The organism is Kitasatospora sp. NPDC005856 (assembly GCF_040629945.1).
GTDB lineage: Bacteria > Actinomycetota > Actinomycetes > Streptomycetales > Streptomycetaceae > Kitasatospora.
Genome location: NZ_JBEXWT010000108.1, coordinates 20,865 through 28,296 on the forward strand (window position 1 = coordinate 20,865; position 7,432 = coordinate 28,296).

General features: G+C 74.7%; 6 protein-coding genes and 1 pseudogene. 6 read left to right on the top strand and 1 reads right to left on the bottom strand.

What is annotated here, in order from left to right:
• Positions 1-21 precede the first annotated feature (21 nt).
• The 3 genes and pseudogenes from ABZ449_RS36850 to ABZ449_RS36860 form a co-directional block, all read left to right on the top strand.
• Positions 22-501 (top strand): annotated as a pseudogene (locus ABZ449_RS36850) (DUF4157 domain-containing protein); the annotation flags it as partial.
• Positions 496-1,089, top strand: coding sequence for a GH-E family nuclease (locus ABZ449_RS36855; protein WP_360354973.1), 594 nt, complete (start codon positions 496-498; stop codon positions 1,087-1,089). The pseudogene ABZ449_RS36850 and the gene ABZ449_RS36855, both read left to right, overlap by 6 nt.
• A gap of 139 nt (positions 1,090-1,228) precedes the next feature.
• Positions 1,229-2,068, top strand: coding sequence for an arylamine N-acetyltransferase (locus tag ABZ449_RS36860; RefSeq protein WP_360354961.1), 840 nt, complete (start codon positions 1,229-1,231; stop codon positions 2,066-2,068).
• A 38-nt stretch (positions 2,069-2,106) separates the two neighbouring features.
• Here ABZ449_RS36860 and ABZ449_RS36865 read toward each other — a convergent pair whose 3' ends face one another.
• Complete coding sequence (locus ABZ449_RS36865; protein WP_360354963.1) at positions 2,107-4,869, bottom strand: M56 family metallopeptidase; 2,763 nt, start codon at positions 4,867-4,869, stop codon at positions 2,107-2,109.
• Between the two features lie 450 nt (positions 4,870-5,319).
• On the opposite strand from ABZ449_RS36865, the gene ABZ449_RS36870 reads away from it, so the two are divergent.
• The 3 genes from ABZ449_RS36870 (at position 5,320) to ABZ449_RS36880 (ending at position 7,341) form a co-directional block, all read left to right on the top strand.
• Entirely contained in the window at positions 5,320-5,829 is a 510-nt protein-coding gene (locus tag ABZ449_RS36870; protein ID WP_360354966.1) for a hypothetical protein, read from the top strand.
• A 269-nt stretch (positions 5,830-6,098) separates the two neighbouring features.
• Entirely contained in the window at positions 6,099-6,737 is a 639-nt protein-coding gene (locus ABZ449_RS36875; RefSeq protein WP_360354968.1) for an ATP-dependent Clp protease proteolytic subunit, read from the top strand.
• Between the two features lies 1 nt (position 6,738).
• The gene (locus tag ABZ449_RS36880; RefSeq protein WP_360354970.1) at positions 6,739-7,341 is read left to right on the top strand and encodes an ATP-dependent Clp protease proteolytic subunit; all 603 of its coding nucleotides are present in this window, start codon (positions 6,739-6,741) and stop codon (positions 7,339-7,341) included.
• Positions 7,342-7,432 lie beyond the last annotated feature (91 nt).

Below are 7,432 nucleotides of genomic sequence, written 5' to 3' on the forward strand. Positions count from 1 at the left end.
AGGGCCCGGGCGGGCGAGCCGATGACCCCGCAGACGGTGCTCGCCCTGCAACGCGCCATCGGCAACGCCGCCGTCGCACGGCTGATGGAACAGCAGCGGCACACCTGCGGCCCCTCGTGCGGCCACCAGGACCAGCCCGCCGTCCAGCGCTCCACCGTGCACGACGTGCTGCGCTCCGCCGGCCGGCCCATGCCCGACGTGCTCCGCGCGGAGATGGAGACCCGGCTCGGCGCCGACTTCACCGACGTGCGGATCCACCAGGGCCCGGCGGCGGCCCGCTCCGCGCAGGAGGTCGGCGCCCGCGCCTACACCTCCGGAAGCCACGTCGTGATCGGCGCGGGCGGCGCGGACAAGCACACCCTCGCCCACGAGCTCACCCACGTCATCCAGCAGCGCCGGGGCGCCGTCGCGGGCACCGACCGGGGCGACGGGCTGTCCGTCTCCGACCCCGGCGACCGCTTCGAACGCGCCGCCGAGGCCAACGCCCGCCGCGTCATGGCGGCGCCCGCCGCCCCCGCGGCCCCGCTCCAGCGCGCCGCGGCGAGCGCCGGCCCCGCCGCCGCCCCCGGCCGGCTCGACGAGGTGCCGGTCCAGCGCTGGTACGCGGGCGAGCCGCTGCCGCGCACGGTGCGGGACGTCGACATCCAGCCGGACAACACCATCGACCCGGCCGTGGTCGCCGCGTTCGTCGACCAGCTCGACCGCCGGCAGCTGGGCTGGTACGAGCACGACACCGACGAGAACCGGGACACCCGCGCCCTGGTCATCCGCAACACCAGGCAGGTCGTCTCCGAGGACCCCTTCTCGGGCCGGGCGATGGTCCTCTACCAGTGCGGCCTGTGCCACAACGCGACCACCTACGCGGGCATCGACATCGGCCACATCGTCGACTGGAAGCGCTACCTGAAGCAGAAGGGCGTCACCGACCTCGAAGAGGCCAAGGCGGCCTACAACGACCTGGACAACCTGCGGGTGGAGTGCGCCACCTGCAACCGCAGCCACGACTTCGAGGGCAACTCCGAGACCGACGACTCGGGCTCCGACCTCGACAGCTTCGTCGAGGACGACACCGCCATGAACGACGGCTGACCCCTCCCGGTGCCACCCGCGCCACCCGCGCCGCCCCCGCGGCCCGTCGGCACGAACCCGGAGGACGCGAGAGACAGGACGCAGGACGTAGGACCAAAGATCGATGGCCCCGCGCCCCGCACCCCGGTGGAATGGCCGGATGGATCACGCGCCCCACCCCGAGCAGCCGTCCGCCGGCCTCACCGCCGCCCAGCGCTCCGCCTACCTCGACCGCATCGCCCTCCCCGACCCCGCGGCGCCCTCCCCGCAGGCCCTCGCCCGGCTCCAGCTCGCGCACCTGCGCACCGTCCCGTTCGAGAACCTGAGCATCCACCTCGGCGAGCGCATCGACCTCGACCCCGACGCCCTCCAGGAGAAGGTCGTCACCCGCCGCCGGGGCGGCTTCTGCTACGAACTCAACGGCGCCTTCGCCGCGTTGCTCACCTCACTCGGCTACCGGGTGAGCCTGCTGGCCGCCCGCGTCTTCGACGGCGAACGGCTCGGCCCGCCCTTCGACCACCTCGCCCTGCGGGTGGACCTCGACGAACCGTGGCTGGTCGACGTCGGCTTCGGCCGCTTCAGCCGCCACCCGCTGCGCCTGGACGAACGCGGCGAACAGGCCGACGCCGAGGGCGCGTTCACCCTCGTGCCGACCGGCGGGCACGGCGACCTGGACGTCCTGCAGGACGGCACCCCGCAGTACCGCCTGGGCCTGCGCCCGTACCAGCTCGCCGACTTCGCCCCGACCTGCTGGTGGCAGGCCACCTCGCCGCACTCCCACTTCACCCGCTCGACGACCTGCTCGCTGCTCACCGCGGACGGCGGCCGGGCGACCATCAGCGGCAGCCGCCTGATCACCACCACCCCGGACGGCGGGCGCACCGAACAGACCCTCGCCGACGACGAGGCCCTCGCCGCCTACCGCACCCGCTTCGGGATCGCCCTGGACCGCCTGCCGGCCCTGCCGGCCCTGCCGGTCCTCCCGGGCCTCCCGGGCTGAGGGGGGCAGCCCCCGCCGTCGCGCAGCACGACCGCCACTCAGCCGTCGGCCCCCGGGGGCCGAGGGCGGGTGACGCGGACCAGGTCAGGCCAGTACCGCGGCCCGTCGGTCTCGATCCGCCGCACGAAGGGATCGATGGCGCCCAAGGTCGAACGGAGCCCGTCGGCGACCTCCGCGAGCACGGCGTCGCCCTCGCCCGGCTGCTCCTCGCGGTCGCGGTCCATGACCTGCGCGCAGTGCTGCCCGGCCCGTCGGGTCTGTTCCAGCGCCGCCCACCACGGCCCGTCCAGGCCGGAGTCGGGGATGTGGAGGTGCTCCAGGGCGGTCCCGGCGGCGCGGTGGAGCGTGGTGCAGATCCCGGCGAAGCGGCTGCCGTCGAACCGCACCTGCTCGCCCGGGTGCTCCCGCGCCGTCCGGTCGAGCACCTGGACCTCGTCGTAGAAGGCCTGGTACCCCTCGATGAGCGCCAGGGTGTCCTGCCGCCCGCCGACCCGGTACCACATCAACAGCTGGAAGACCCGCACCCGTTCGGACCGGGCGTCGGCCGGACGCTGCACCGCGAGGCCGAGCCCGCCCGCCGAACCCGACCCCGACGCCTGCACGGCGACGGGCCCCAGCGCCAGCGCCCCGACGAGGACCCCGGCGAGCACCGTCCGCCGGGCGCCGGAACGCGCCACCCGGCCCTCCGCCCCCGGGCCGCCGCCCCGGCGGGCGAGCGCGAGCGGCAGCCGCGCCAGTGCCGCGGCCATCGCCGCCCCGAACAGCGCGGGCAGCACCGGACCGGCCAGCACCTGCACCAGCGGCCAACCGCCCCGCGGTACCCACAGACAGCTGTCGCCCATCGTCCGCAGCGGCCCGAGGCACCCGTCCACCGACATCAGCAGGAACACCGCCACCAGCGCGCACGCCTGGGCGATCCCCGCCGCCACCAGCGCCCCGACGAGCCACAGCCGCCGGGACACCAGTGCCACGACCACCGCCGTGACCGCCACCCCGGCCCAGACCGCGACCGTCAGCCACGACACGTACCGCAGCGCGTACCCGCCCCCGCGCTCGCCCAGCGGCGGCCGGCCCGGGTACAGCGCCGCCTTGACCGCCAGCACCCCGACCACGCACAGGACACCGCCCAGCAGCCCGCGGCGCACGGCCCGGCCGAGCCCCCGGTGCCCGCCGAGCAGCCACAGCAGGTACGGCAGCGCCCACAGCACCCCCGCGGCCACGACCAGGGCCGCGGTGCGCCCGTCCGCGCCGAGACGCGGCATCACGGCGGCGATCCACTCCAGCTCGCCCCGGTGCCCCTCCCACCCGTCGGGAAACGCCTGGAGCAGCACCTCCCGGATTCCGCCCTGGACCATGAAGTCCCCGGCGGTGTACAGGTGGCCGCCCTTGGACCACCAGGTCAGCCCGGCCGCGGCGACCGGCACGGCTGCCGCCAGTGCCACCACCGCGGCCACCCGCCCCCCGCGCCCCCGGTCCAGCCCCAGCCGGGCGCACTGCACCAGCCACGGGACGTACGCCAACGCGCCGAGCGGCAGCACGAGCAGGGCGAGCGGATGCTCCGGAAACCAACTCCGACCGGCCGTGATGTCCACGGCCAGCTCGCCGACCACCAGACCGGCGCCCAGCCACAGCCCCGCCCGCAGCCCCTGCGGCCCGGCCGTCCCGCGGTGCGCCGCGTACGCCGTCGACCGCCAGGCCGCCACCGCGAGGATCAGCGCCGTCGGCACGGTGGCCAGCCACACCCCGACCGTCCCGCCGGCGAACGGGGGCAGCAACAGGGGGACGGCGACGCCGGCCGCGCCCAGCAGGAACGTCTGCAGCGGCGCCAGGGTGAACAGCGCCGCCGGATCGTCCAGCGCCCGGCGCCGCTGCGCCCAGGTCGGATGCGACCGCCAGAGGCGGCCGAGCCGGGCGGCCGGGCCCACGGGGTCGCGCACGTCCCACACCCGCCGGTCGGCGCCCAGGGCGACGGCGTCCGCGTCCGCGTACAGCTCCCGGTGGCGCAGCGCGTCGGCGCGGGCCAGGACCACCAGCAGCGCCATCCCCAGCGCGGTGGCCGCCTGCCGCACCAGCGGCGCCCTCCCGGCCGGCCAGAACACCCGGTCGGCGCCGACGAAGAGCCCGAACTCCGCGCCCACCAGCGTCCCGCCGACCACCAGCACGAACGGCAGGGCCACCAGCAGCGCGAACACCCGCCACAGCGCGGTGACCGCGTACCCGAGGTCCACGTCCCGGTTGCGGATGTGCGCGAACTCGTGGAGCACCACGGCCCGGAACCCGGCCGGATCGCTGCGCCGGGTCACCAGCAGCCCCGCGTACAGGCACACGGTGCGGCGGCGTGCGTGGCCGAACGCCACCGCTCCCGGGTCGGGTCGGCCCGGGTCCACCACGAACTCCGGTACCGCGGGCAGCCGGGCCTGCTCCGCCAGGTGCCGCAGCTCCGCCCGCAGCTGCTCGTCGACGGGTTCCAGATGGCGGGAGCGCCGACGCCAGCGGGGCAGCAGCAGGTACAGCGCCGCGGCCGCGGCCAGCAGCAGCGCCAGCGCGACGGGCACCGGCCAGGACGGATCGCCCGGTACGGCGGCCAGGCAGGCGCGCAGGGCCGGATCCGTTCCCGGGGCGACGCTCAGCTGCGCCAGGAAGTCCCCGTTGGGGTCGAACCCGGCGGCCAGCCGGCAGGCGTACTCCGCCGCCCTGCCCTTGCGGGCCAGGTCCAGCATGGTGGTCAGCATGTCGTGGCTGGCCACGACCATGGACAGCAGCAGCAGGCCGAAGCGCAGGGCGGTCCCGGCGGGCAGCACCCGCGGGTCCAGGACCGGCCGGGCGGCGGGCGGCGGGCGGCTCCGGTGGCACCGGCGGCGCGGCGGGTGCGCTCATGCCGGCGGCTCCGGGGAGAGCGGGGCGGCGGGCCCGGAGCCGGGCTCCGCCGGGGGTGCTGGTGGGGGAGCGGCCGGGCCCGGCCCCATGGCCGGCCGTTCCACCACATCCGCGACGACGTCTTGAACCGATCCGGCCATCCGCCCGACCTCCCAGCCGATCTTGCGTCAACTGCCGGTATGTGGGCGGAACTTACCCCCTGCGGTGGGTCGTCATCCAGGAGGTTTCCCCGACCGTGTCCGGCGGACGGGCCCCGGGCCGATCAACGCGGGGCGGGCCGCCCTGTCAGCGGACGTCAATTCGCGGTTTATCGCGCTGCCGCAGAGTGATCCACGGCCGCCGGAGAGACCGGTGGCCCGAAATGGGGGGACACCATGGGAACCTACGCCAGGATCACCGGCACCGTGACGGCCGCGGCCGCGCTCACGCTCGCACTGGCCGGGGCGGCCTCCGCCGCACCGGCCACGGCCACGGCCACGGCCGAGAAGAAGGCCGCCGCGCCCGCCCTCGCCACCGCGGCCCGCAGCACCGTGGTCAAGCTGAACAACTGGACCGGCTGCACCCTCACCAGAGAGAACTGGTGGCTCGACCACGGCATCTGGACCTCCGAGCCGCCGGTGCGCATCTACGCCAACCAGCAGGGCCAGTGGTCCTCGGAGTCCAACGGCTTCGCCACCGGCACCGAGGGCCACGCCCGGTTCTTCAGCGAGAACTGCGCCGACCCGGTCCTCAACGGCCGGATCCTCCAGGTGCACTGGAACAACCCGTACGTGGGCTCCAACACCTACGACTCCAGCTTCACCGACCTGAAGTTCTACGTGCCGCAGCCGGCCGGAGGCGGCGGCAACAACACCACCGCCGAGTTCTCCGCCTGGGCCCGGTAACCACCGCACCACGGCACCACGGCACCACGGCACCACCGCACCACGGTGATACGGCACCACGGGAGCACCCCACCGTGGTGAGCGGCCCGGCCGGTCCGACCTTCGTCGGGCCGGCCGGGCCGCGTTCCCGGCCGCGGCCGACAGCGGCCCGGCGCGCCGTCTGCCCGTGGCGAATCCGCTGCGGGCAGAGCGGGCGCATCCGGGGGCCCTTCCGGGCCGAGAGTGGAGGGGACGGCAACTCCCGCCCCCCGCCTCGACAAGGAGACCCGATGGCACCCCTCACCACGCCCCCGCCCCGCGCGGCGCAGGGCGACACCGCGCCCAGCGCCTTCGACGACCACCTCGCGGCGCAGCTGCTCGCCCAGCGGATCGTGCTGCTCGGCACGCAGGTCGACGACGTGTCGGCGAACCGGGTGTGCGCGCAGCTGCTGCTGCTGTCGGCGGAGGACCCGCGCACCGACATCAGCCTGTACGTCAACAGCCCCGGCGGCTCGGTCACCGCGGGCCTGGCCGTCTACGACACCATGCGGCTGATCCCGAACGACGTCTCCACGCTGGCGATGGGCTTCGCCGCCAGCATGGGCCAGTTCCTGCTCACCGTGGGGGCGCCCGGCAAGCGCTTCGCCCTGCCGAACGCGCGGATCATGATGCACCAGCCGTCGGCCGGTATCGGCGGCACCACCGCGGACATCGAGATCCAGGCGGAGAACCTCCAGTTCACCAAGCGGGCCATCGAACGGATCACCGCCGAGCACACCGGGCAGAGCGAGGAGACCATCGCGCGCGACGGCGACCGGGACCGCTGGTTCACCGCCGAACAGGCCAGGGAGTACGGGCTCGTGGACCGGGTGGTGGAGTCGGTCGCCGACATCCGCCCGGCCGCCTCCCGCCGACGGATCGGACTGTGACATGGGCTCGTACACGGTTCCCTACGTCATCGAGCGCACCGCGCAGGGCGAACGCACCTACGACGTCTTCAGCCGGCTGCTGAACGAGCGGATCATCTTCCTCGGCACCGAGATCGACGACTCGGTCGCCAACGTGGTCATCGCCCAGCTCCTGCACCTGGAGTCGGAGAACCCGGAGCGGGAGATCTCGATCTACCTCAACTCGCCGGGTGGATCGTTCACTTCGCTGATGGCGATCTACGACACGATGACCTTCGTGCAGGCGCCGATCTCCACCTTCTGCGTCGGCCAGGCGGCCTCCACGGCGGCGGTGCTGCTGGCCGGCGGAGACCCCGGGCGGCGGTTCGTGCTCCGGCACGCCCGGGTGCTGCTCGGCCAGCCGGCCAGCGGCGGCCGGCAGGGGACGGTCTCCGACCTCAGCCTCGCGGCCAAGGAGATGGTCCGCATCCGCTCGCAGGTGGAGGAGGTCCTGTCCCGGCACACCCGGCACGACGCGGCGACGCTGCGCGCGGACATGGACCGGGACAAGGTGCTCACCGCGGAGGAGGCCGTCGCCTACGGGATCGCCGACCAGGTGCTGAACCGGCGCCTGGCGTCCGCCTGAGAAAGTGTTGGGTAATTGATCAACTGCGTGCCGTGATGGACTGGTGGTGATCTTCGCGGTGAAGAGTCCGCGAAGATCATCGCCATGTGTG

Excerpts from the sequence above, each read along its gene's own strand:
- ABZ449_RS36860 (WP_360354961.1), top strand. The coding sequence starts at position 1,229 with ATGGATCACGCGCCCCACCCCGAGCAGCCGTCCGCCGGCCTCACCGCC.
- ABZ449_RS36870 (WP_360354966.1), top strand. The coding sequence starts at position 5,320 with ATGGGAACCTACGCCAGGATCACCGGCACCGTGACGGCCGCGGCCGCG.
- ABZ449_RS36855 (WP_360354973.1), top strand. The coding sequence starts at position 496 with ATGGCGGCGCCCGCCGCCCCCGCGGCCCCGCTCCAGCGCGCCGCGGCG.
- ABZ449_RS36880 (WP_360354970.1), top strand. The coding sequence starts at position 6,739 with ATGGGCTCGTACACGGTTCCCTACGTCATCGAGCGCACCGCGCAGGGC.
- ABZ449_RS36875 (WP_360354968.1), top strand. The coding sequence starts at position 6,099 with ATGGCACCCCTCACCACGCCCCCGCCCCGCGCGGCGCAGGGCGACACC.